Origin of the sequence: Halorussus marinus (assembly GCF_004521895.1) — an archaeon.
GTDB classification, from domain to species: domain Archaea; phylum Halobacteriota; class Halobacteria; order Halobacteriales; family Haladaptataceae; genus Halorussus; species Halorussus marinus.
In genome coordinates this window covers 192,468-213,794 of record NZ_SBIR01000007.1, presented here as the reverse complement: position 1 = coordinate 213,794, position 21,327 = coordinate 192,468, and the positions used below count along the sequence as shown (strand labels likewise).

At 68.0% G+C, this 21,327-nt stretch carries 19 protein-coding genes, 1 tRNA gene and 1 pseudogene; 11 read left to right on the top strand and 10 right to left on the bottom strand.

What is annotated here, in order from left to right; translation table 11 throughout:
• Nucleotides 1-69: pseudogene (locus tag EPL04_RS11235) on the bottom strand (IS6 family transposase); the annotation flags it as partial.
• Between the two features lie 134 nt (nt 70-203).
• On the opposite strand from EPL04_RS11235, the gene EPL04_RS11230 reads away from it, so the two are divergent.
• Both EPL04_RS11230 and EPL04_RS11225 read left to right on the top strand, forming a co-directional pair.
• Nucleotides 204-2,015, top strand: a complete 1,812-nt coding sequence (locus EPL04_RS11230) for an LEA type 2 family protein (RefSeq protein ID WP_134671439.1) — start codon at nt 204-206, stop codon at nt 2,013-2,015.
• Nucleotides 2,016-2,216: 201 nt separating this feature from the next.
• Entirely contained in the window at nt 2,217-2,693 is a 477-nt protein-coding gene (locus EPL04_RS11225) for a DUF7384 family protein (RefSeq protein WP_134671438.1), read from the top strand.
• A gap of 116 nt (nt 2,694-2,809) precedes the next feature.
• Here EPL04_RS11225 and EPL04_RS11220 read toward each other — a convergent pair whose 3' ends face one another.
• The 6 genes from EPL04_RS11220 to EPL04_RS11195 form a co-directional block, all read right to left on the bottom strand.
• Nucleotides 2,810-4,021: a M24 family metallopeptidase gene (locus tag EPL04_RS11220; RefSeq protein ID WP_134671437.1), complete on the bottom strand. Its 1,212-nt coding sequence runs from the start codon at nt 4,019-4,021 to the stop codon at nt 2,810-2,812.
• Between the two features lie 112 nt (nt 4,022-4,133).
• Entirely contained in the window at nt 4,134-5,135 is a 1,002-nt protein-coding gene (locus EPL04_RS11215) for an ABC transporter ATP-binding protein (RefSeq protein WP_134671436.1), read from the bottom strand.
• Nucleotides 5,132-6,160, bottom strand: coding sequence for an ABC transporter ATP-binding protein (locus EPL04_RS11210; protein WP_134671435.1), 1,029 nt, complete (start codon nt 6,158-6,160; stop codon nt 5,132-5,134). Before EPL04_RS11210 ends, EPL04_RS11215 begins: the two co-directional genes overlap by 4 nt.
• Nucleotide 6,161: 1 nt before the next feature.
• Nucleotides 6,162-7,085 carry an ABC transporter permease gene (locus tag EPL04_RS11205; RefSeq protein ID WP_134671434.1) on the bottom strand — a complete coding sequence of 308 codons (924 nt, stop codon included), beginning with the start codon at nt 7,083-7,085 and terminating at the stop codon, nt 6,162-6,164.
• Between the two features lies 1 nt (nt 7,086).
• Nucleotides 7,087-8,028 carry an ABC transporter permease gene (locus EPL04_RS11200; protein WP_134671433.1) on the bottom strand — a complete coding sequence of 314 codons (942 nt, stop codon included), beginning with the start codon at nt 8,026-8,028 and terminating at the stop codon, nt 7,087-7,089.
• A 36-nt stretch (nt 8,029-8,064) separates the two neighbouring features.
• Nucleotides 8,065-9,774: an ABC transporter substrate-binding protein gene (locus tag EPL04_RS11195; RefSeq protein ID WP_134671432.1), complete on the bottom strand. Its 1,710-nt coding sequence runs from the start codon at nt 9,772-9,774 to the stop codon at nt 8,065-8,067.
• A 321-nt stretch (nt 9,775-10,095) separates the two neighbouring features.
• Between EPL04_RS11195 and EPL04_RS11190 the strand changes: the two genes are divergently transcribed.
• Complete coding sequence (locus EPL04_RS11190; protein WP_134671431.1) at nt 10,096-10,527, top strand: GtrA family protein; 432 nt, start codon at nt 10,096-10,098, stop codon at nt 10,525-10,527.
• Nucleotides 10,528-10,600: 73 nt separating this feature from the next.
• Nucleotides 10,601-10,765 (top strand): HVO_A0556 family zinc finger protein, encoded by a 165-nt coding sequence (locus tag EPL04_RS18770; RefSeq protein WP_167599459.1) that lies wholly within the window; start codon nt 10,601-10,603, stop codon nt 10,763-10,765.
• 106 nt (nt 10,766-10,871) lie between these two features.
• On the opposite strand, the gene EPL04_RS11185 is transcribed toward EPL04_RS18770, so the two are convergent.
• Nucleotides 10,872-12,035: a tubulin/FtsZ family protein gene (locus EPL04_RS11185; protein WP_134671430.1), complete on the bottom strand. Its 1,164-nt coding sequence runs from the start codon at nt 12,033-12,035 to the stop codon at nt 10,872-10,874.
• Between the two features lie 273 nt (nt 12,036-12,308).
• Between EPL04_RS11185 and trmY the strand changes: the two genes are divergently transcribed.
• The 4 genes from trmY to EPL04_RS11165 all read left to right on the top strand — a co-directional run bounded on the left by trmY (nt 12,309) and on the right by EPL04_RS11165 (nt 14,874).
• Nucleotides 12,309-12,905 (top strand): tRNA (pseudouridine(54)-N(1))-methyltransferase TrmY, encoded by a 597-nt coding sequence (gene trmY, locus EPL04_RS11180; protein ID WP_134671429.1) that lies wholly within the window; start codon nt 12,309-12,311, stop codon nt 12,903-12,905.
• A 2-nt stretch (nt 12,906-12,907) separates the two neighbouring features.
• Nucleotides 12,908-13,354 (top strand): SLOG cluster 4 domain-containing protein, encoded by a 447-nt coding sequence (locus EPL04_RS11175; RefSeq protein ID WP_134671428.1) that lies wholly within the window; start codon nt 12,908-12,910, stop codon nt 13,352-13,354.
• A gap of 47 nt (nt 13,355-13,401) precedes the next feature.
• A tRNA-Pro gene (locus EPL04_RS11170) sits at nt 13,402-13,474 on the top strand.
• Nucleotides 13,475-13,590: 116 nt separating this feature from the next.
• A complete protein-coding gene (locus EPL04_RS11165) occupies nt 13,591-14,874 on the top strand; it encodes an arylsulfotransferase family protein (protein ID WP_134671427.1) in 1,284 nt (427 codons plus the stop codon).
• Between the two features lie 39 nt (nt 14,875-14,913).
• Here EPL04_RS11165 and EPL04_RS11160 read toward each other — a convergent pair whose 3' ends face one another.
• A complete protein-coding gene (locus tag EPL04_RS11160; protein WP_134671426.1) occupies nt 14,914-15,651 on the bottom strand; it encodes a PHP-associated domain-containing protein in 738 nt (245 codons plus the stop codon).
• A 280-nt stretch (nt 15,652-15,931) separates the two neighbouring features.
• Here EPL04_RS11160 and EPL04_RS11155 point away from each other — a divergent pair, with 280 nt between their 5' ends.
• The 3 genes from EPL04_RS11155 to trkA all read left to right on the top strand — a co-directional run bounded on the left by EPL04_RS11155 (nt 15,932) and on the right by trkA (nt 18,772).
• A complete protein-coding gene (locus EPL04_RS11155; RefSeq protein WP_134671425.1) occupies nt 15,932-16,540 on the top strand; it encodes a hypothetical protein in 609 nt (202 codons plus the stop codon).
• 42 nt (nt 16,541-16,582) lie between these two features.
• Nucleotides 16,583-17,353 carry a hypothetical protein gene (locus EPL04_RS11150; RefSeq protein WP_134671424.1) on the top strand — a complete coding sequence of 257 codons (771 nt, stop codon included), beginning with the start codon at nt 16,583-16,585 and terminating at the stop codon, nt 17,351-17,353.
• A gap of 81 nt (nt 17,354-17,434) precedes the next feature.
• Entirely contained in the window at nt 17,435-18,772 is a 1,338-nt protein-coding gene (trkA, locus tag EPL04_RS11145) for a Trk system potassium transporter TrkA (protein ID WP_134671423.1), read from the top strand.
• 287 nt (nt 18,773-19,059) lie between these two features.
• On the opposite strand, the gene EPL04_RS11140 is transcribed toward trkA, so the two are convergent.
• A complete protein-coding gene (locus tag EPL04_RS11140; protein WP_134671422.1) occupies nt 19,060-21,291 on the bottom strand; it encodes an amino acid permease in 2,232 nt (743 codons plus the stop codon).
• Nucleotides 21,292-21,327: the final 36 nt, after the last annotated feature.

Here is a 21,327-nt window from a genome sequence, read left to right as displayed (position 1 = left end):
CCGTTCACGCTCCACAAACTCCAAGTCGATCCAGTCACTACAACCGCTGAGGCGGGTGATTTTGGCCATGGATCAGCACAAAATCACTCCCGCCTCATCCTTCACTCTTAACTAAACACGACCGCCGCGAGTCGGGAAACATACTTACGGGTAGTCTCGAAACAGCCTCACATGGCACGCGAACGGCGAACGGAGGCGGAACGATGAGCATCGTCGGCGGCACGCTCGGCAAGGTCGCGGCCGTGCTCGCGGCCGGGCTGGTCGTCACGGCCGTCGGGGTCGGCGCGGCGCTGACGACCGGCGTCGTGAGCCCCGAGGCGCCGACCGTCGAATCGATCGACAACCAGTGGGGCGAGGTGACCGACGAGACGACCGGCGTCGAGACCCGGGTCGTCGTGAACAACCCCAACGGCGTGGGGATACCGGGCGTCGCGGGCGTCTCCTACGACGTGGCGATGAACGACGTGACCGTCGCGTCGGGGGCCAGCGGCGCGGTCAGCCTCTCGTCGGGCCAGAACGAACTGGTCCTCCGGACCGACATCGACAACCGGAAGATCCCCGAGTGGTGGGCGAGCCACATCAACGACGGCGAGCAGACCACGGTCTCGATCAGACCGTCGGTGAACGCGCCGCTTTTCTCCACCGAGTTGGACGCCCAAGAGCGGACCTTCTCGACGGACCTGCTCGCGGCGTTCGACAGCGACTCGGCCGAGTCGGTGGAAGCCGGCGGCCGGACGCTCCTGACCGTCGAGGAGACCGACGCCTCGTGGGGAACGGCGACGACCGACGAGACCCCGCTCCGGTTCTCGGGCACCGTCACCAACCCCAACGGCGAGCCCATCGAGTTCGGGACGATCGGATACACCGTCTCGATGAACGACGTGACCGTCGCCGAGGGCACGACGGGCGAGCGCGTCGAGATCGGCGCCAACGAGACCGAGACCATCCGGATACAGTCGGTGCTCGACAACCGGAAGCTCGACGAGTGGTGGGTCAGCCACGTCCGCAACGACGAGCAGACCACCCTCGCGGTCGAGGCGTTCGCGGAGGTCGAGACCGACGACGGCACCGAACGGATCCCGCTGTCGTTCATGAGCAAGCGCGTCGCCTTCGAGACCGACATCCTCGGCGGCGGCGAGGCGACGGCCCGCGAACTCGACGCCGGCGCCGACACCGACTTCGCGGCCCCGACCGTCGAGTCGGTAGAGCGCGGGTGGACGAACACCGAGGCCGGCACGCGGTTCGGGACGACCGTGGTCGTCGACAACCCCAACGGCGCGAACGGGACGCTCGGCGAGGTCGCGCTCGACGCGAACTACCGGGTGTCGCTCAACGACGTGGCCCTCATCGAGGACCGCAAGCGAGCCACGCTCACCGAGGGGCGCAACGAGATCAGCTTCGAGAGCGCAGTCGGCGACGACACCGTCAAGCGGTGGTGGCTGAGTCACGTCACGCGCGGCGAGCGGACCGAGCTGACGACCGCGGCCGACGTGACCGCAGACGTCGGATTCGCCGCGGTCCCCGTCGACGTGCCCGAGCGCTCGACCGCGTTCGAGACCGACCTCCTCGGCGGCTTCGACGGCAGCGAGGAGCGCGTCGAGATCCGGGGCCAGCACGCCGCCACGCTCGAAAACATGGACGCCCAGTGGGGCGAACCCACGATGAACGCCACGCCGATGGCGATCGCCGGCGACGTGACAAACGAGCGGACCGGCCCGATGACCGTCGAGACGTTCGGCTACGAGATCCGGATGAACGACGTGGTGCTGGCCGACAACGAGAGCGACGTCGGAACGACCATCCCGGGCGGGACCACTCGCGAGGTCTCGACCACCGGCTACCTCGACACCGACCAGATTCCCGAGTGGTGGGTCAGCCACCTCGAAAACGGCGAGCGGTCGGCGCTGTCGGTTTCGTACTACGTCGTGGTCGAGTACGCCGGCCAGACGTTCACCGTCGAACTCGACTCGATGAGCTACGAGGACACCGTCGAGACGAACGCCTTCGGCGAGTAGCGCGGCCGATCGCCGGACGCCCACCGAAGCGAGCGCCGTCCGGACGGCGGCGAACGCCCCGGGAGAGGATTTTTCTTCGCGCGCCCCCGAGTGCCGACATGGACTGGGCGGAACTCTTCGAGCGTGGGGCGACCCACCGGACAGACGTGGCGGCGATACGCGACCGACTCGCGGCCCGCCGGGCCACCGAGGAGGGCGGCGATGGCCGAGCGTGAGACCGACCCCGCCCGGATCGTCGCCGACGCCGACGTGCTGGCGGCCGACCTGCTCGTCGGCGGGGCGGCCCGGGAGGCGCTGGACGCGGTCCGGGCCCACTCGTGGGTGAAACTGGTCGCAAGCGACCCCCTGCTCGACGACGCGGAGGCCGTCGTCGCGGCGCTCGCCGACGAGGACCTCGCCCGGGCGTGGCGCGACCGCATCGAGGACCTCCGGGTGGCGGTCGACCACCCGCCGGGCGACCACCCCGCGCTGGCGAGCGCGTATCGGGGCGGAGCGGCCCACCTGTTGAGCTACGACGACGACCTGCGGAACGCGAAGGCCGGGGCCGAGCTCGGCTCGCGACTCGACGTCTCGGTGAAGACGCCGGCGGGGTTCGCGGGACTGTTCGACGCCGCGAGCCTCTACGGGGCGGTCGAGGGCGGGGAGTACCCCGGTCCGGACACCGACGCCCGGGGGTGAAAAATCAGTCGTCGGTCGCGACCCCGACCGGCTTCCACGCGCTCTAACCGTGGGTTACGTCGCCCCTCGGTGAAAGCCGACACTCGTCTCGGTCCTCGGGCCCGGCGACGCCGGGCTCACCACCGGATGACGTTGCTCTCGAGGTCTCGGGGGTAGTAGGTGATCTGCTCGACGCCGTCCTCGGTGATGAGGATGGTGTCCGAGTGGCGGTAGCCCGCCTCGCCCGGGAGGTAGATGCCGGGCTCGATGGAGTAGGCGTGGCCCGGGCGCATGACCTCCTCGCTCCCGCGGTCGATGAACTCCCGCTCGTGGGCCTCCATCCCGAGGTTGTGGCCCGTGTGGTGTTGGGCGTACTCCAGCACGCCCTGCTCGTCGAGGTAGTCGTGGACCTTCTGGTCGACGCGCGAACACGGGACGCCCGGACCGCTCTCCTCGATGCCGATCGTCTGGGCCTCCAGCATCAGTTCGAAGTAGTGGGCCTGCTCGTCGGTGGGATCGCCGACGAACATCGTGCGTTCGAGTTCGCTCTTGTAGCCGCCGACGTTCGCGCTCGCGCCGGTCACGAGCACGTCGCCTTCCTCCAGCCGGCGGTTCTCGGTCAGGCCGTGGGGGAGCGCGGAGTTCTCCCCCGAGAGGAACCCACAGCTGGCGGGGAACCCGCCCCGGAGGTGCGAGTCGTACCGGTCGCCGAGGGTGTCGAGCATCGCCATCGAGGCGTCGAGGCTGGCGCGCTTGGCGACCCAGAGCTCGTGGGCGCCGGGTTCGGCGTACTCGGCCAGCTTCCGGTGGGCGAGGTTCCCCCACTTCGCCGAGTGGCGCATGAGGTCGAACTCGGCCTCGGATTTCTCCTTTCGGAGCTCGGGGATCCACTCGACGGTCTCGACCGAGACGGCCGCGAGTTCGTCGAGCGCGGGCCCGGAGTAGCCCCAGAACCCCGGCGCGCCGTTGGCGTCGGCCGCGACGGTCTCGACGCCGAGGTCGTCGAGCATCGCGGCGATGGTCGCCTCGGGCGTCCGGCTCGGGTGCTCGTAGTAGGTCCCTTCGCCGTCGCCGGGGTAGTCGTAGTAGGTGTAGACTGACTCGACGGCGGGGAACTCGTCGCTGTCCGCGCGGTCGGCTTCGAGCCGCGGCACCGTCACCGCCACCGCGTCCTGAGTGACCGCGAGACACACCGGCCGTTCGGTCTGGAGGTGGTGAAAGCCCGAGAGCCACTCGATGTCCGTCGCCGAGAACAGACACAGCGCGTCGTAGTCGTTCGCCGCGAGCTCGTCGCGGACGACCGCGATTCGCGCTTCGAACTCTTCGGTGGGCAGTGTTGTCAGTACCATACCTGAAGCTGTCGACGGGTCATAATAAGTCTGGGCCAACGGGAAATCTACACGCCCGGGCGCGATCAGAAAACCCGGCGAGCGCGCAGGGCCGATGGGTTGGCGCGCACCGTCAGTCGTAGTGGTGACACGCACAGACGTGGCCGTCGCCGACCGCGTCGAGTTCCGGATCCGACGTCTCACAGACGTCGCCGATGTACTCCTGACACCGGGTGTGGAACCGACAGCCCGACGGGGGATCTTCCGGGCTCGGGACGCTCCCGTCGAGGATGATCCGGTCGTCCATCCGCTCGGCGTTCGCCCGCGGAACGCCCGAGAGGAGCGCCCGGGTGTAGGGGTGTTTGGGGGTCTCGAACAGCCGATCGGCGGGCGCGACCTCCGCGAGTTCGCCGAGGTACATCACCGCCACCCGGTCGCAGATGTGTTTGATGACGCTGAGGTCGTGGGAGATGAACAGATAGGTCAGATTGTACTTCTCCTGGAGGTCCTCCATCAGGTTCAGGATCTTCGCCTGCACGCTCACGTCGAGCGCGCTCGTCGGCTCGTCGGCGACGATGAGGCTCGGGTTCACGCTGAGCGCGCGCGCGATGGCGATGCGCTGTTGCTGGCCGCCCGAGAACTCGTGTGGCGCTCGCGTGAGGTGGTTCTCCTGGAGGTCGACCTCCTCGATGAGCTCGTACAGCCGGTTCTGTCGCTTGGTCTTGTCCCAGTCGGTCAGCGACCGCATCGGCTCGGTGATGAGGTCGGCGACGTTCATCCGGGGGTTGAGGCTCGACCCCGGGTCCTGGAAGATGATCTGCATGTCCCGGCGGAGCTGGCGGAGCCGCTTGCGCGAGACGTCGGTGATGTCCTCGCCGTCGAAGTAGATCCGGCCGCCGGTCGGGTCGAGTAGCCGCATCATCGTCTTGCCGAGCGTCGACTTCCCACAGCCCGACTCGCCGACCAGCCCGAGCGTCTCGCCGCGTCGGATCTCGAAGCTCACGCCGTCGACCGCCTTCACGTCGGCGGTGTGGCGCTTCAGGATCCCCGACCGGATCGGGAAGTACTTCTGGACCTCCTCGGCCGCGAGGAGCGCGTCTGTGCTCTCGGCGTCCTGAGTTCGTTGGAGACTCATTGATCCTCAACTCCCTGTATCTGCCACGGCGGTTCGGCGTCGCTCTCGTCGGTGTAGTAGTGGCACGCGACCTCGTGGTCCCGGATCCCCTCGGGTTCGGCGAGTTGGGGGTCGATCTCGTCGCACTCCGAGCCGATGTAGTCGGGACACCGGCTGGCGAACCGACACCCCGTGGGCGGGTCGATGAGTTCGGGGACGGTCCCTTCGATCGTCGGCAGTCGTTGGACCGACGTCTCCAGCGACGGGATGCTCTCGGCCAGTTTCCGCGTGTACGGGTGGAGCGGGGCCTCGAACAGCTCGCGCATCGAACACGTCTCGACGACGTTGCCGGCGTACATCACCGCCATCCGGTCGGCGATCTCGCTGATGACCGCGAGGTCGTGGCTGATGATCAGGACGCTCATCTCGAACTCCTCGCGCAGGTCCCGCAGGAGGTCCATGATCTGGGCCTGAATCGTCACGTCGAGGGCGGTCGTCGGCTCGTCGGCGATGAGGAGCTTCGGCTCGGTGATGAGCGCCATCGCGATGACCACCCGCTGGCGCATCCCGCCGCTGAGCGCGTCGGGGTACTCGTCCATGAGCCGCTCGGCGTCGGCCAGTCCGCAGGCCTCCAGCATCTCGATCGCCTTCTGGCGGGCGGCCGCCTTCGAGATGTCGCGGTGGGCCAACAGCGGCTCGGTCAGCTGGTGACCGATCGTCAACACCGGGTTGAGCGACGACATCGGGTCCTGATAGATCATCGTGATGTCGTCGCCCCGGATGCCGTCGAGTTCGTCGTCCGAGAGGTCGAGGAGCTCGCGGCCGTCGTACCGGATCGACCCCGACACCACCTCTGCGGGCGGGGACTGCAACAGTCCCATCGTCGAGAAGGCTGTCACGCTCTTCCCACAGCCGCTCTCGCCGATGACGCCGACCACCTCGTCGCGCTCGACCGTCAGCGAGACGCCGTCGAGCGCTTCGACGGTGCCTTCTTCGGTGTGGAAGTGGACGTGCAGGTCGTCGATTTCGAGTAGTGGGTCCGTCACGTTATCTCACCTGCCTCGGGTCGAGTGCGTCTCTGAGCCCGTCGCCGAGCCCGTTGAAGCCGATGACCGTGAGCATGATCGCCAGCCCCGGGAACGTCGCGATCCACCACGCGGAGTCGATGTCCCCGCGACCCGCCGCGAGGATCGCGCCCCACTCGGGCTTCGGGGGCTGGACGCCCATCCCCAGGAACGAGAGTCCCGCGCTCCACAGGATGACCGTCGGGATGGTCAGGGTCGCGTAGACGATGATGCTCGACGCCGCGTTCGGCAGGACGTACCGCGTGATGACTCGGAAGTCGCTGAGCCCGGCGGCGTTGGCCGATTCGATGTACTCTTCTTCCATCACGCTCTTGACGTCGCCCCGGACCAGCCTGGCGAACCCGCGCCAGCCCACCAGGCTGACCGCGACTATCAGCGGAAACAGACCACCCCCGAGCATCCCGGCGATGGCCAGCGCGAGGACGATCGCCGGGATAGAGAGGCTGATGTCCACGAGCCGCATGATTCCGGCCTCGGTCCAGCCGCCGTAGTAGCCCGCGAGGAGCCCGAGCGAGACGCCGATCAGCATCTCGATGCCGACGATGACGACGCCGAGGAACACCGCGTACCGCGAGCCGAACACCACCCGGGAGAACACGTCCCGGCCGTAGGTGTCGGTCCCGAACGGGTGTTCGAGGCTCGGAGGCTCCTTCAGCGCGTCGTAGTTCTGTTCGGTCGGCTCGTAGGGCGCTATCCACGGGGCGAACGCCGCGGTGACCAGCAACGCCACCACCACGACGAGCCCGAAGACCGCGAAGCGATTCTGCATGACGCGACGGAGGACAGTCCGCGCGCGGGCGAGCTGTCCGGTGGCGACGCGAGACCCTTGACCGCCCTTCGGGGTCCCATCGCCCTCGTCGTCGCTGTCTGAGTGTCCTACTGACATGTTAATCGTACTTGATTCTGGGGTCGAAGTAGCTGTACGCCACGTCCACTGCGAGGTTGGCGGCGATGACGATGACCGCGTACACCAGGACCGTCCCCTGGACCACGGGGTAGTCGCGGCTCAACACCGCGTTTACGAGGAGCCGCCCCATCCCCGGCCACGCGAACACCGTCTCGATGATGACCGCCCCCGAGAAGATGAGCGGGATCTGGAGCCCGATGAGCGTGATGATCGGTATCATCGCGTTTTTCATCGCGTGGGTGTAGATGACCGCGCTGTCGCCGATTCCCTTCCCGCGGGCGGTGCGGATGTAGTCCTCGTTGAGTATCTCCAGCATCGACGACCGGGTCATCCGCGTGAGCAGTCCCGCCCGCCGGGTACCGGTCGCGATCGCCGGGAGCGCGAGCGACATCAGCCACGTCGCGGTGAACACCGGGGTGGCCCGCCCCGAGATGGGGAAGATGCTCCAGTTGACCGAGAACAACAGGATCAGGATGAGCGCGAGCCAGAACGACGGCATCGATATCCAGAAGATGGCGAACACCATCGAGAGGGAGTCGACCCAGGTGTACTGCTTGACCGCGCTTATCACCCCCAGAGGGAGCGCGATGATGAGCGTCAACGCCATCGACGCTATCGCTAACTCTAGGGTCGCCGGTAACCGCTCCATTATCATCTCCGAGACGGGGCGTTGAGACCGGACCGACGTTCCGAGATCGCCCTGCGCGGCGCCGGCAAGCCAGTCGAGGTACCTGACGTGGGGCGGGTCGTTCAGCCCCATCTCGGCTTCGAGTTCCTCGATCGCCTCGGGGTTCGCGTTCTGACCGAGCGCTATCTGTGCCGGGTTCCCCGGCGAGAGGTAGACGACCGACGAGATGACCAGCGTCACGCCGATCAGAACGGGGATCATGACGAGTAACCGTCGGACTACGTACTGAAACACGGTTGGAAAGTATCGATATCGGGGTGGGTGTTGATCTCAGGCGTCGAACTCGAGGCGGTTCAGCCACTCCTGGTCCGGCCACCACTCGTGTTCGGTCCAGTTGTCGATGCCTTCGATGTCGCTCTTGTACCCGTACACCTTGTTGAACGCACAGATTGGCGCGACGGGGACTTCTTCGAGCACGAGTTCCTGAGCGTCGACCATCGCCTGATCGCGCTTCTCGGCGTCGGGGTGGGTCTTTCCGGTCTTGAGGAGTTCGTCGAACTCGTCGTTTTGCCACAGCGAGTAGTTCGTGCCGCCCTCGGTCGCGGTGTTCTCGCCCTTCAGGATCGGTTCGAGCGCGTTGGTCGCCCAGTTGCCACCGTACGCCATCGTCGTCAGGTGGTGGTTGCCCGATTCGAGGTTGTTGTAGAGGGTGCCGGCTTCGAGCACTTCGAGGTTGGCGTTGATGCCGACCTCGCCGAGCATCGGCGCGACGACCTTCCCCATCTGTGCGTACCGCGGGATGGTGAACGCGTAGAAGGTGAGCTCCAGGTCCTCGCCGTTCTTCGAGCGGGTTTCGCCTTCGGAGCTGTTGGTCCAGCCTGCCTCCTCGAGGAGCGAGCGGGCTTTCTCGGGGTCGTACTGCTCGCCGAGCTCCTTCGAGCGGTCCTCGCTGAGCCCGTTGACCGCGATCGACGGGACGATGCTCCAGATGGGATACCCCTCGCCGCCGAGGGCCGCGTCGATGACCGGCTGTTTCTGAATCGCGTGGTTGATCGCCCGGCGGACCCGGACGTCGTCGGTCGGCTCCTTCTGGACGTTCATCGCCAGATAGCCCGGTCGCGTGTACTCCTTGCGGAGGAGCTCGGTGTTGTTCGAGCTCTCGACCTGTTCGACGTCGCTGAGCGTGACGTACGACGAGCCGTGGACGTCGCCGTTAGTGAGCTCTTGGAGGAGCGTCGTCGCCTCGGGCAGCAGCCGGAACTCGAACGCACCGGCCTTCCCGGGCCCCTGGTTCTCGGCGAACTCCGGCCCCCAGTCGTACTCTTCGAACTTCGTGACGGTGACCCCGGTACCGCGCTCCCAGGTGTCGAACTGATACGGGCCGGTGCCGACCGCGGTGGCCTGTCCGTAGTCGTCGCCGTGTTCCTCGACCGCCGCCTTCGAGACGAACGCGGTGGACCAGTTGGTGAGATACCGCGGGAGAAGCGGGTACGAGTCCTCCATGGTGATCGTCAGCTCGTAGTCGCCGGTCGCCTCGATGGTGTCGACCGGACCGAGAAGATACGAGTTCGGCGAGTTCTCGAGGAACCGCTCGTAGCTCCACTTTGCGATTTCGGCGTCGAAGGTCGATCCGTCGTGGAAGGTGACGCCTTCTTCGAGCTGGAAGGTGAACTCGGTCGCGTCGTCGTTGCGCGAGTAGTCGCTCGCGAGGTGGGGGACCGGTTCGGTGTCCTCGTCGAGTCGGAACAGCGTCTCGTTGATGGCCGAGAGGATCGTGTTCTCGGGCCGACGCGTCGCGGAGTGGACGTCGAGCGTCGAGGCCTTGCTGCTCATCCCGACGACGAACGTCGACGGTTCTCCGCCGTCGCCGCCGTCCGTCTCTTCGGTCTCGGTGTCCTCATCGGACGTGGTCGTCTCCCCGTCCTCGTTCGATCCGCCGCCACTCGTACAGCCGGCTAACGTGCCGCCGACGCCGGTTGCACCGACGTACTTCAGGTAGTCGCGCCGGTCAAGCCAAGCGTGGTTGTCATCTCCAGTCATACAGCTTGAGTCGGTGTTTATATCGAACATAAATAAACATTTGCCTATCGTCTCCGTGAGAATGTGGGCCAGACCGACGTTAAATTTTAATAAATTATCCGTATTCAAAGCAGCCCTCGTGATACAACGATAGTAGTAAAATTTCGCCACCTCCGAAATGTCAGTCCGACGGTAGTGTGCGCGCGAAAGCCAACGACTTTAGTTCGCGGCGCCCGGACATCGGGCCATCGCACGCTACGCACCGACGCCGACGGTCGCCCGACGCATCGACGCGGGCCGGAGCGACCGAGCGGACCCGGAGTTCCGGAGAGACAGCTAACGATGGGATACTCGAGCGTTCAGGACTTCGTCGACAAGCCGACGATCGTCCGGCTCTACCGGTTCGTCCTCGTTGGATCGGGGGCCGCACTCGTCCAGACGGGACTCCTCTGGGTGCTGGTCGAGTTCGCGGGGCTCAACTATCTGGTCGCGGCGACGCTCTCGATCGAGACCACCATCCTCCTCCAGTACGTCGTCAACAACGCCTGGACGTTCCAACACGCCCAGCACACCTCCCGGCTCCAGTATCTAGTGGGGCTTGTCCGGACGAACATCGTCCGTGGGACCGCGATCCCCCTGCAGGTCGGACTCCTCTACGCGTTCGTGACGTGGGGCGGGCTCATGTACCTGCTCGGCAACGGCATCGCGATCTTCCTCAGCGGCATCTACCGGTACTACCTCGACTCGCGGTGGACGTGGAAGATCCAGATGTGAGCCGACGGGCGCGCCTCCGGGATCACTTCCCGAACCGACACTTTCATACGCCGACGCCGCAGGGTTCGAAACGATGCAGCGATCCTCCGCTCGACACGCGACCGACTCGGTGCTGGCGACCCTCGCGGGCGACGACTGCGACTGGTGTAGTTCCGGGACGCTCGTCCGCGGGCGATTCAAGGGAGACGACGCCGTGGTGTGCGAAGACTGCGAGACCCCCGCGGTCCGCGTCTGGTGAGCCCTCGGAACGGTTCGGTCGGTCTCGCCCACTCGTCGCGTCGCTCTCCGAAAACACCGCCGACCGGACGGCGGTCGGTCCCTCCGAGCGACCCGACCGCGTGCCGTCAGAACAGCGCTTCCAGTTCTTCGGCCTCGTCGTGTACGAGTCGCTGGAGGTTCCGGTCGCTCTCCTCGCGCATCGACTCGATGTTGTCCCGGGTCTCGACCGCGACGCCCTGAAGCTCTTTCACCCGTGGCACGTCGCTCACGCCCGACAGCAACGCCACCGCGCCGACCCGGCCGGCGTCCCGGATGGGGTAGTCGCCGCCCCGGACCTCCATCGACTCGGTCTCGGATTCGAGCCACTTGCGCCCGCGCTCGATGCCCTTTCGGTTGAGGTGTTCGGGCGGCCCGCTGGTGACCACCAGCGAGCGCTCGGTGCTCTCGACGTTACACGGCAGGGTGAGCCGACCGAGCGTGGCCTTCCGGACGAGGCTGGTGATCCGGTTGGTGGTCTCGGTGGGGTCGATCTCGTCGTCGGTGAAGCGCCCGAGGAGTCCGCCGTCGGTCGCCGCGACTTCCTCGGCGGCGTAGCCGATGGTCGAGACGCCGCCGCAGGCGAGCGTGTTGATGATCTCGCTCGAATCGACGACGCTCTCTGCGATCGCGTCGTCGCGCCCGACCTCGCCGGCGCCGAACAGGACGCCGAACCGCCGGACGATCTCCTCGTTGAGCCGGTCGTAGCCGCCCCGGACCGACTCGCCGGTCTCGCGCCACGCGTCGTTGTCGAACACCAACAGATTGTCGACTTCGTCGACGAACGTCTTGAACGACCGGGCCGCGTTCAGGGTGTAGATGCCGCCCTCGTCCTGTGCGGGCAGGACGCCCAGCCCGTAGACGGGTTCGGTGTAGATCCGTTTGAGGTGGTTCGCGAGGACGGGCGCGCCGCCCGACCCGGTGCCACCGCCCAGCCCCGCGACCACGAGAAACGCGTCGATCTCGTGGACCGGGACGTCGTCGATCGCCCCCTGTATCTCGCCGACGTCCGCCTCGGCGATCTCCGCGCCGAGTTCGTTGTCGGCGCCGACGCCGTGGCCCTTCACGCGGGCCTGACCGATGAGTACGCGGTTGCGTTCGGGGATCTCCTCGAGCCCCGCGAGGTCGGCCTCCGCGGTGTTGACCGCGATCGCCGACCGGACGACGTCGCTCCCGGTCTGGCGGTCGTACTCGACGAACTTGTCCACGATCTTCCCGCCTGCTTGCCCGAAGCCGATCATTGCGAGCTTCATGTTTGTGTAGTCCTACTGCCGATACGTCGACGCTACCTCGCTCGATCCGCGGGTTAGCGTCGCGTTATCGGCTCGTACCACCAACCGTAGGCGGACACACACATTGTTATGCGCCGGCACACGAGCGTTCAGGCCGACCCACGAACCGCGCCTCGGAGAGTCAGACGCCGATTGTAACGCTCGGAAACCGCGGGCGGGCGGCGAGTCCGACCGCGAACCCGGCGATCGGGCCGGTTCGACGGGCGTAAATTCCTCACCGACGAACGCCGAGGCATGCGACAGTTCATCGTGCTCGGCCACGACGCGCCGACGAGCCCGGAGTTCTCGCTCGACGATCTGGCGGGCGCCGCGGGGCGCCTCGACGTGCTCTGTCGGTGTGTCAACTCCGCGTTTTTCCTCTCGCACGACATCCGCGAGGACGTGCGGGTCGTCCTCGTGTTGAGCGACGAGGTGGCGATCCGGTTCGAGGGGAGCGAGCTCCGGCGGCTCAACCCCGACGAGCGCTCGACGGCCGCCCTGATCCGGAACGCGCTCGAACAGAGAGACGAGGCCGTCGGCCACATGGCGGTCGAGAGCTCGCCGGGCGTCCACCTCTCGAAGCGCGGCGTCGAGTCCGTCTTGACGGAGGCCGCTCGCTCGGGGACGGTCGTCCAGCTCCACGAGGACGGCGACCCGGTCGCCGACGTGAAGCCGCCCGAGGATCCGGTGTTCGTCCTCTCGGACCACCGCGATTTCACCGCGGACGAGTCGGCACTGCTCGACGAGACCGCCGACGAGCGGGTCCGGCTCGGGCCGGCGCTGCTCCACGCCGACCACGCGATCACGGTCGCGCACAACTACCTCGACACCGACGGATTCGAGAGGTACTGACGGTGCGGGTCAGCGTCATCGGCGGGAGCGCGGTCCCCGATGCGACCGCCGAGCGGGCCGAGCGCGTCGGCCGACTGCTGGGCGAGCGCGGGCACACGCTAGTCTGTGGCGGGCTCGGCGGCGTGATGGCGGCCGCCTGCCGGGGCGCCAGCGAGGCCGGCGCCACGACGATCGGCATCCTCCCGGGCGAAGACCGCGCGAGCGCGAACCCCGACGTCGACGTGGCCGTCGCCACCGGACTGGGCCACGCACGCAACGGGCTGGTCGTGTTGAACGGCGACGCGGTCGTCGCGATCGACGGCGGCTCGGGCACGCTCTCGGAACTGGGGTTCGCGGGCGTCTTCGACCGCCCGATCGCGGGGCTGGGCACCCACGACGCCCCGGGCGTCGAGCCGGTCGAGACCCCGCGCGACGCCGTGGAGTACGTCGAATCCGCGACCGAGAAGTGACCCTATTTCGGAACTATTAAACGCGGCGCGCCCCACGATTCACCTGCGGGCCGGTGGGGTAGCTTGGTATCCTTCGGCCTTCGGGTGGCCGTAACCGCGATTCGAATTCGCGCCGGCCCACTTCTTCCCGCATTTCGCGACGACGAGCGACGGCTCCGCGTCAGTAGCGCCGGTCGGATCCCCGATAACTCGAACGTTCGAAGCCTTTTCCCGCGTTCGCGTCGAGTGGTTCCGTGATGGATAGGAAGACGCGCAGTACGGTCGTTCTCGCGATCGGCGTCGCGCTCCTGATCGGGACCCTCGCGGTCAGCGGGCTCACCACCCCCGATCGGAGCGTCGCGGCCGACGAGGACCGCCGGACGCTCGTCGGCGTACAGGGCGGGGGCGCGGGGTGGCACGACTACGGGGGCGTCACACTCTTCGAGCGGAGCGAGGTCGTCTGGCACGAGGGGAGCGCCGACAGCTACTTCGACGTGACGATGCTCGACAACGGGAGCGTGATGGCGGGGTTCATGCACGGGGGGTACGACGACTGTGGCCCCTACGAGTCGCCGTGCACGCACACCGGGTTCCGGATCATCGACCCCGAACCGACCCCCGAGGTCGTCTCCGAGTACTCGTTCCCGGTCCGGACCCCGACGAACAGCGAGGTCCACGACGTCGAGCGCGTCGGCGACGGCGAGTATCTCGTCACCGACATGGAGCACGAGCGGATCGCGATCGTCTCGGGCAACCAGACCGTCTGGGAGTGGCGCGGGTCGTCGTTCTACGACGCGCCCGACGATCCCACCCGGACCGACTGGCTCCACATCAACGACGTCGACGTGATCGACGAGGGGCGCTATCTGGTGTCACTGCGCAACGCCAATCAGGTCCTCGTCGTCGAGCGCGGCGAGGGCGTCGTCGAGGTCATCAACGAGGACGACGGCGGCGACGACGCCACCTGCACACAGCGCGGCCAGCTGAGCGACGCGGACGGCGATGGCGACGTGCGGTGTGGCGACCCCGGCCTGCTGAACCACCAGCACAACCCCCAGTGGCTCGGCGAGGGCGCGGTCCTCGTCGCCGACAGCGACAACAACCGCGTGGTCGAGTTGCACCGCGAGGAGTCGACCGGCGAGTGGACGGTCGCCTGGGAGCTGGACTCGGCCGGCGGGATCCCGTTCGACTGGCCCCGAGACGCCGACCGGCTGGCGAACGGCAACACCCTCGTGACCGACACGCTCAACAAGCGACTTCTGGAGGTCACGCCCAACGGGACCGTCGTCTGGAGCGCGACCACCGAACACATCCCCTACGAGGCCGAGCGACTCCCCGAGGGCGAGCGCCCGACCGGCGAGCGGTACAACGCCGCGGCGGGCGCCGGCGCCGATAGGCTCCCCGTCCTCGACCCCGCGGTGAGTCTGGCGCGGGGCGCGGCGCCGTGGCTCCCCTACTGGTTCGCCGGGGCGGAACTGGGACTGACGCTCGTCGCGCTCGGGTTCGTCGGCGGCGGCGTCTACCTCCGGCGGACGGCGTAACCGAACGACCGACTTCCCGCGGTCGTGGCGGCTGGGCTGTCACAGCCCGGGAACGTGAGGCCGGACCGCCCAGCCGACCTTCCGGCCCGCGCCGGCCAGATAGTGGCGGGCGCTCCGGTGGATCGGCTGGCGCCGCCCGCGGATCTCGGCCTCGCCCTCGTGGATGGCCTCGACCACCCGATCGCCGTCGAGGTCTGCCTTCGAGGCCGCGTCGTCGACCGCCAGTTCGGTGTACGCCCGGCCGATGTACCCCGCCGAGTGGGCGTCGCTTGCCGCGACGCCGGGGTAGTCGTGTTCGCGGGCGAACCGCTTTGCCCGACGGTTGCGATAGCCGGTGAACACCCACGAGTTGAACACCTCGATGGCGTCACAGTCCCGGAGATGTCGCTTGGGGACGCCGTGGCGGGTCCGCTGGAACGGATGGGGGACGACCGCGACCCCGCCGAGGTCCCGGACGGTCTCGACGGTCTCGTCGAGCGGTCGGCCCGGGGCCGGGCGCTCCTCGACGCCGATCGCGAGGAGGTGGCCCGCGGCCGTCGAGACCTCGACGCCCGGGATCCCGAGCAGACCGTAGTCGGGCGCGATCTCGGCCGCCCTGAGCGACGCGCCGATCTCGTCGTGGTCGGTGATCACGATCCCGTCGAGACCCACGTCCGCGGCCTGCTCCAAGAGGAGTTCGACCGGCTCGTGTCCGTCGTAGGAGGCCTGCGAGTGGACGTGCGGGTCGATGGCGACCGAGACCGGCTCGGCCGGGGCGGTCGTAACCTGGGCGGACATGCCTCGGGCCTTCGACCCCGGTCACTAAAACCTCCCGGACCCTCACGTCGCCCGAACGTGACGGCGAGCCGACCCGAACGCCGGGGTTTCGCGCGACTCGGTCGGCGCCCCGACCTGTCGGCGCGAGAACTACTGACATACGTTGTCAGTTGACAATCAGTCGTTGCGTTCGTGAACGCCGTTTGATTCGGCGGGAACACCGATTGATCCGGGTTGAGTCGGCTTGAGCGCCGACCGGTTTGAAGCACGCGGCGCCCGACGCCCCGACCGGGGGAGAGAGATGCCCGACGACACGACGACCGACGCGAGCGACCGGGGTATCGCCCGACGAACGATGCTGAGCGGGGCGGCCGCGGGCGTCGCCGGCGTGGCGTTCGCCGGGAGCGCGAGCGCGACGCCGAACGTCGTCACGTTCCGCTCGACCAGCGAGGAAGTGTTTCGATACCGGATCCGCGTGAGCGGCGAGATCCGGCGCGGCGGCCCCTACGAGAGCGACAGCGGCGACGAGTTCCTCGACGCCCGGACCGTCGAGGGCGCGGCCAGCGAGGGCCGGGCCGACAGCTTCCGGTTCTCCGGGGAGATACGCGAACTCGACCTCACCGGCCCGGGGAAAGTGTTCGTGAACGGCGACCTGATCCGGGACAACACGGGACGGCTCCCCAACCGCGTCGAGATCAGATCCACCGGCCGGGACGCGGACTACGAGTTCCGCGTGAGCGGTCGCGTACGGAAAGGCGACCACGCCGACCGGGGCGACACCGTCGACGGCAACGTGGTCCGGGGAGCCGTGGCCGGCGGCGGCCGCGACGACTACCGGTACTCGGGCGCGATCGCATTCGACGCGACCGACGACCCGGTGACCGTGACCCTCGAACTGAATCGGGGCTGAATCGGCACGAAGACATAACACGATCTCCGGCGTGACACCGATATGGACTGGTCCAGACGGGAGGTACTGAAGGCCGCGGCCGCCACCGCGGTCACGGGCGGGTGGCTGACAGCGAGGGGCACGGGGAGTGGGGTCGCGACGGCGTCTTCGGACGGACGAGAGCCCGTGGCGAACGCGGTCCGACAGCGAGTCGACGCGTCGCTCCCGCCGGGCGCGGTCCTCTTCGACCTCGACGACGACGGCGAGTACGGCGCGACCGTCGAGCGAGCCGCCGAACCGGTGGCCGACGACGCCCACCCCCGGCCGGTACGGATCACCTCCGACGGTCGCGAGACGGTCGACTACGCGGCTTCGGTCCTCCGACCCGACGGCGCCCCCGCGCTCGGCGACCTCGACGCCCTCTCGTACGACTACTACGCGGGGCCGGACGACGGCGGCGTCCCCGACGAGACGTTCCTCGTCGTCGAGACCGATTCGGGCCGCCACGGGATGTATCTCACCTACCACGACGGCGACGCCGGCGGGGAGTGGCGCACCCACGACGTGCTGGCGCGGGCGACCGGCGACACCGGCGGGACGAGCGGGTGGTTCGAGTACACGTCAGTCGAGGGCGACGCCGACGGCCGGACGTTCGACGACGCCGTCGAGCGGTTCGGTCCCGACGCGCGCATCGTCCGGTTCGGGGTCGGCCGCGGCGACGGCGTCGATCCGGTGGCGCTCGACGCATCGTACGGCGCGGCGGTCGTGGGCGACCGGACTTACCGGTTCCCGGCGGCGGTGGCCCAGCGACGGGCCGGCGAGAACCCCTCCTGAGACCTCGGCGCCGAGACCGAAGGGAAATCATCTTAGGGCGCGACTGGCTACGCTGTTCGTAATGACGAGGGAGGGTTACTAATGCGTATTATCATCGTCGGGGCGGGCGAGGTCGGCTCCTCGATCGCCGCGAGCCTCGCGACCAGCCACGAGGTCGTCGTCATAGACATCGACGGCGAGCGCGTCGACGCACTGACGTATTCACACGACGTGCTCGCGATTCAGGGCGACGGCACGTCGCTGGCGACGCTCGAAGAGGCCGGCATCGCGGAGGCCGACATGATCATCGCCAGCGCCGACGACGACGAGACGAACTTAGTGACCTGCGGCACGGCAAAGACCATCGACGACCCGTTCACCATCGCGCGGGTCAAGAGCACCGACTACCTCGAGACGTGGCGCCAGACCGAGCGCGCGTTCGGGGTCGACTTCATGGTGTGTACGAACCTGCTGACCGCCGAGGACATCGTCCGAGTGATCGGCCTGCCCGCGGCCCGCGACGTCGACCCCTTCGCCGGCGGGGCGGTCCAGATGGCCGAGTTCGAGATCGCCGACGACAGCCCGGTGGTCGACCAGACGGTCCAAGAGGCCGACCGGTTCGACTCGCTGACGTTCGCGGCCCTCATCCGGAACGGCGACGTCGAGATCCCGCGCGGGGACACCGTCATCCGAGCCGGCGACAAGGCGGTCGTCATCGGGAGCCCCGAGAGCGTCCAAGGGTTCGCGGTCGAGGTCGCGCCGGGCGAGACCCCCTCGGGTACCGAGGACCTCGTGATAATCGGCGGGAGCAACATCGGCTTTCACACCGCCCGACTCCTCGAAGAGCGGGGACTCAACCCCCGGCTCATCGAGCGCGATCACGACCGCGCACGCGCGCTCGCCGAAGACCTCCCGAACTCGGTCGTGATGGAGAACGACGCGACCGACGCCGACTTCCTCACCCGCGAGCACGTCGACGAGGCCGACGCGGTCGTCGCGGCCTTAGAGAGCGACGAGAAGAACCTGCTGGTGTCGATCCTCGCCAAGCAACTCGGCGCGAGCCGCACCGTCGCGGTGGTCGAGAACGGCGAGTACGTCGACGTCTTCGAGACGGTCGGCGTCGACGTGGCGGTAAACCCCCGCGAGGTCACCGCCGAGGAGATCACCCGGTTCACCCGCGAGACCCGCACCGAAAACGTCTCGCTCATCGAGAACGACCGGGCGGAGGTCATCGAGATCGAGGTCGACGACGAGAGCGTGCTCGTCGGCCGACCGATCCGAGAGGCGGTCGGCGACCTCCCGGCCGGGTTCGTCGTCGGGGCGATCACCCGCGACCACGAGTACGTCGTCCCCCGGGGCGACACCGTGATCGAGCCCGGCGATCACGTCGTGGCGTTCGTCGAGACCAGCGTGGTCGACGACGTGACCGCGAAGCTCTGAACGGCGGCGATCGGAGACCTCGGACGGTCGACGCCGTCGGATCCCTCGGAGAACCGTCGACCGCGACCGCTGGTCGGCGGCCACGGTTCGGGCGTCCGCACACGTCACCACGGCGAGCGGTGCATCCGGGAACGCGGCTGGTGCGGTCCCAGATCTCTGAGATCACAGCGCTCCACTGCGTCTCCGGGGAGCGCGACAGCGTCCGGGATCGCCAGCCCACCGTGACTGACGCTCTTGGACGCGACGTGGATCGGGGCGACTCGGACGCCCGTCCGAGTCGACGCCGATCAGCCGAACAGTCGCTCGCCGAGCGACCGCTGATGGCCGGTCTCGGCGAGCAGGACCGAGCACTCGACGTCGTCGAGCACGTCGAGCACCAGCGAGCCCCGGACCAGCCGCGAGAGCAGGCCGCGCTCGGTCGCCCCGACCACGAGCATCGAGTGATCGGTCGCGGCGTCGGCGATCGCGGTCTCCACGTCGCCGGTCTCGACCCGGAGCTCGGCGTCGCTCAGGTCGTGATCGGCGGCCCAATCGGCGAGGAACTGTTCGCCGACGGCGAGGTCGTCGGCGACGTGTAACAGCGTAATCTCCGAGTCGAACTCTTCGCGCAGCAGCTTGGCGACCGTCGCGCTGAGGTCCGAGTCCGGACCGCCAGCGGTCGGGACGAGGATGCGCCCCGGGTCGAACCCGCGGTCTTTCAGCACGAGGAAGTCACAGGGGAGGTCGTGGGTGAGATCGTCGATAGCGGTCTCGGCCCGACCCGGCGATCCCTGGGTGTCCTCACCCCACCCCATCAGGGTGAGATCGGCGTCGTAGGTCCGGGCGGCGTCGAACACCTCCTCGAACGAGCGATGCGAGAGGACGGTGTGGGTTTCGACCGGAACGCCCAGCGTCTCGGCGTCTTCGCGGGCGCGGGCCAGCAACTGCTCGGACTCGGCGTCGAGCTGGTCGACGTGCTCGGCGCCGCTGGCCAGCGGCGTCTGGTCGGGCACCTGCACGATGTGGACTGCAACGACCTCCCCGCCGCGCTGTTTGGCGATGGCGCTGGCCAGCGTGATGAGGTGGTGCTGGTGTTCGGGGTTGGCGAGCGGCACCATCACCCGGTAGCTTCCGCCGTCGGGCTTGACCGAGGCGGCGGCGGTCACCGCGGGCTCGGGCATCTCTTCGGCTCGGCTGAGGACGTACTGGCTCAGGATACCCTGCTTGTCGGTCCGGGTCCGGGCGTAGACGGCGTACCAGACCACCGCGCCGACGACGAGTGCGAGGCTGAGCAGGATCGCCTGCGGGACGATGAACACGATGAGCGCGAACGAGGTGAGCGCGCCGAGGATCGGCGTCACCGGGTAGAACGGGACCCGATAGTCGGGCTGGTACTCCTCGGGGTCGGCGACCCGCATCACGACGAGCGCGACGTTCAACAGCCCGTAGATGACCAGATGGAGCGCGCTCCCGACGCTCGCCAGCAGTTCGAGGTTGCCGAACACGATGAACACCAAGATGAGCGCGCCCGTGATCCCGATGGCGCGGTACGGGGTGCCGAACCGTTCGTGGATGTCGTTCAGCGACGGGCTCACGAGCTTGTCCCGACCCATCGCGAAGTTGATGCGCGAGGACGCGAGCACCGACGCGTTCGCACTTGAGGCGGTCGCCAGCAGTCCAGCGAACAGCAATACCGCCGCGCCGATCGGCCCCATGAGCTGGTCGGCGACGTCGACGACCGCCGTCTCGTTGCCCGCGACGAGGCTGTTGTCGACTGCGGCGAGGACGATGAGCAACACGAGCGCGTAGATCGTCGTCACGATGAGCACGCTCCCGATGACCGCCCGCGGGAGGTTTCGTCCGGGGTCTTTGATCTCCTCGGCGACCGACGTGATCTGGACGAACCCAAGATACGAGACGAAGATGAGCCCGGTCGCGGGGAGCAGGGTGGGGTAGCCTTTCCCCTCCCGGACGAGCGGGAACAGCTTCGAGAGGTCGGCGTTCATCGCGCCGACGAACGAGAACACCGCCAAAATGGCGACCAGCGTGATCACGATGACGTTCTGGAGCCGCCCGGTCTCCTTGGCGCCGACGTAGTTGATGAGGACGAACAGCCCCGCGCCGGCGAGCGCGATGAGCTTCGCCGGCCCGAGCGTGGTCACCGCGAGGTCGATCGTCAGCCCGAGCCCGAGGAACGTGTTGACGTACTCGCCGAACCCGAACATGTAGAACGCCGAGGCGAACGCGAGGCCCATCCAGTTGGCCCACCCCGCGATCGAGCCGAACAGCGGCCCCAGCGCGTGGTTGACGTAGTAGTACGCGCCGCCGGCCTTCGGCATCGCGGTCCCGAGTTCGCTGGCCGACAGCGCGGTCAACAGGGCGATAGCGCCCCCGAGGACGAACGCGCCCGCCGCGAGCGGGCCGGCGTCGGCGACCGCCCGCCCGGGAAGCACGAAGATGCCGGCGCCGATCATCGTCCCGACGCCGATCGTCAGCGCCGCCAGCGGTCCGAGGTCCTTCGCGAGCTCCTCGTCGCTCATCGGTCGCCCCCCCGAGTGCGGGGCGGCGTCGGTCGC

Bases quoted from the DNA above. Each gene is read 5' to 3' on its own strand.
- EPL04_RS11140 (WP_134671422.1), bottom strand. From the start codon at position 21,291: ATGAGCGACGAGGAGCTCGCGAAGGACCTCGGACCGCTGGCGGCGCTG.
- EPL04_RS11230 (WP_134671439.1), top strand. From the start codon at position 204: ATGAGCATCGTCGGCGGCACGCTCGGCAAGGTCGCGGCCGTGCTCGCG.
- EPL04_RS11220 (WP_134671437.1), bottom strand. From the start codon at position 4,021: ATGGTACTGACAACACTGCCCACCGAAGAGTTCGAAGCGCGAATCGCG.
- EPL04_RS11165 (WP_134671427.1), top strand. From the start codon at position 13,591: ATGGATAGGAAGACGCGCAGTACGGTCGTTCTCGCGATCGGCGTCGCG.
- EPL04_RS11225 (WP_134671438.1), top strand. From the start codon at position 2,217: ATGGCCGAGCGTGAGACCGACCCCGCCCGGATCGTCGCCGACGCCGAC.
- trmY (WP_134671429.1), top strand. From the start codon at position 12,309: ATGCGACAGTTCATCGTGCTCGGCCACGACGCGCCGACGAGCCCGGAG.
- EPL04_RS11150 (WP_134671424.1), top strand. From the start codon at position 16,583: ATGGACTGGTCCAGACGGGAGGTACTGAAGGCCGCGGCCGCCACCGCG.
- EPL04_RS11205 (WP_134671434.1), bottom strand. From the start codon at position 7,085: ATGTCAGTAGGACACTCAGACAGCGACGACGAGGGCGATGGGACCCCG.
- EPL04_RS11190 (WP_134671431.1), top strand. From the start codon at position 10,096: ATGGGATACTCGAGCGTTCAGGACTTCGTCGACAAGCCGACGATCGTC.
- EPL04_RS11185 (WP_134671430.1), bottom strand. From the start codon at position 12,035: ATGAAGCTCGCAATGATCGGCTTCGGGCAAGCAGGCGGGAAGATCGTG.
- EPL04_RS11215 (WP_134671436.1), bottom strand. From the start codon at position 5,135: ATGAGTCTCCAACGAACTCAGGACGCCGAGAGCACAGACGCGCTCCTC.
- EPL04_RS11195 (WP_134671432.1), bottom strand. From the start codon at position 9,774: ATGACTGGAGATGACAACCACGCTTGGCTTGACCGGCGCGACTACCTG.
- EPL04_RS11160 (WP_134671426.1), bottom strand. From the start codon at position 15,651: ATGTCCGCCCAGGTTACGACCGCCCCGGCCGAGCCGGTCTCGGTCGCC.
- EPL04_RS11155 (WP_134671425.1), top strand. From the start codon at position 15,932: ATGCCCGACGACACGACGACCGACGCGAGCGACCGGGGTATCGCCCGA.
- EPL04_RS18770 (WP_167599459.1), top strand. From the start codon at position 10,601: ATGCAGCGATCCTCCGCTCGACACGCGACCGACTCGGTGCTGGCGACC.
- trkA (WP_134671423.1), top strand. From the start codon at position 17,435: ATGCGTATTATCATCGTCGGGGCGGGCGAGGTCGGCTCCTCGATCGCC.